General features: G+C 60.8%; 2 protein-coding genes. Both read right to left on the reverse strand.

The window, feature by feature from the left end; all coding sequences use genetic code 11:
• Positions 1 to 36: 36 nt before the first annotated feature.
• Positions 37 to 1,005, reverse strand: a complete 969-nt coding sequence (locus tag NW815_RS03630) for a Gfo/Idh/MocA family protein (RefSeq protein WP_414328990.1) — start codon at positions 1,003 to 1,005, stop codon at positions 37 to 39.
• 309 nt (positions 1,006 to 1,314) lie between these two features.
• On the reverse strand, positions 1,315 to 1,706 hold a 392-nt coding region (locus NW815_RS03635), incomplete at its 5' end, for a (2Fe-2S) ferredoxin domain-containing protein (RefSeq protein WP_414415718.1).

The following is a 1,706-nucleotide window of genomic DNA, read 5'->3' on the forward strand; positions in this document are numbered from 1 at the left end:
CAGCAGTGTTCAGCGTAAATGTATCAGGGACTTCCCTTAGGGCCAATCCTGAACGCAAACCACCTGCTGGGTTTGGGCAGATCGCTCGGCTGCCTCGGCCACCGCCAGGGCGTGGAGCATGTTTTCAGTATGGATATAGAGGGGTCTGCCGTGGCGCAGGTGATCCAGCACCATGCGGGTGTCTTGCTCGAACAGGCCGTGGCGGGATCCCGTCTCTAGAGGGTGGGCGCTGCCGGGCCGCAGCAACGTTGCCTCTTCGCCGTTGATCAACAGGCCCCCCCGTTGACCGTGGAACTCCAGTAGCCGCTGCGAGCACCACAGGGAATCCCCCTTGCCATAGGTCAACACCGCCAGCAATCCACTGGCAAAACTCAGCTGGGCTGTGCAGTAGCAACTGCTGTAGCGGTGGGGCAGATCCGGCCCGTCGTAGCGCAGTTGGCAGCTCACCCGTTCCACCTTGCCCAACAAGTCCACCAAGCGGTGGATGCGAGAAACGGCCCCCATGAGGGGGAAGCCAAACAACTCAGGCCGATAGGTCCAGCGATCGGGGGCGGGGTGGGTGGCGGTGAGAGTGATGTAGCGAACGGCAAACAGCTTGCCCAGCCCTTCCAGCTCTCGTTTCAGCAACCGGTGAACGCCGCTAATTAGCTCGATGTGTTCGACGTGCAGCAGCACTTGCCGCTCGGCTGCCAATTGCACCAAGGAACGCGCTTCGGCAGCGCTGAGGGCGAGGGGATATTCCACGACGGTGTGGATCCCTGCCTCCAGAGCAGCACGGGCAATGGCGGCATGATCCCGATTGATGGTGCTGACAAAAACCAGATCCAGCCGCTGCTCGCCCAACAGAGAAGACCAGTCCGAATAGGCGACGGCCCCCAACTCGGCGGCAAAAGCATCGCTCCGGTCGGGAGCTCGACCGGCAACAGCGACAATCTGCACTTGCCCATCTTTGCGCAAGGCCTCGGCCCGTGAGCGAGCTGCGTAGCCGGTGCCGATGATCCCCACCCGCAAGGTTTGTTCCCTCCCCTAGCCTGCCTCTGTCTGTAGCATCACACAGGAGGGATCCCTTCCACCAGCTGGCAATCGGGATCTCGCTCTCCCCAGGTCTACTGCTGCACCCTTTGCACCATTCATTTCCGATTGCAGCAACCTGTGTGATTGTGTTGGCTCTCCTCTCCCGGGGGGCAAGGGCAGTCAATTGCAGCCCACCACCGGGAAAAAGAAAGGAATCTGTCTCAAACCAACCCAAAGCGGCTCCTCTGCAGAAGGAAAATCACTCGTGCCCGCCCCACAGAGCCGTTCGCCGATGGAGGGTCAGCGTGGGCATTGGGAAGAAGCCGCTGTCTCAACCTGCTGTACCCGCGACGCAATGGCAAAATGCCGCTCCAACAGATCCGGGATCCCTTGGGGGGAAACGCCGCTATAACGGGCTTTGTCGGGCATAAACACCACATGGGGGCCCCGTTTACAATCTTTCATGCAGCCCACCCCCTGCACGCAAATCGAACCGGAGTAGGCGGCCAAATGGGAGTTCAAGGCTTGCATCACCGCTCCGGCCCCCCGCCGATAACAGTCGGATTTCTGGCAGACCAGCACCTTACCTTTGACCTTTGGGACAACCGGCTCCGTCTCACCCCCGGAAGCTGGAGCTGTCGTCAAAGACATACCCTCCGCCTTCTCTCCGAGGGGAACCACCCGGTAAAGCA

This window comes from Synechococcus sp. R6-7, assembly GCF_047461695.1.
Lineage (GTDB): Bacteria > Cyanobacteriota > Cyanobacteriia > Thermostichales > Thermostichaceae > Thermostichus.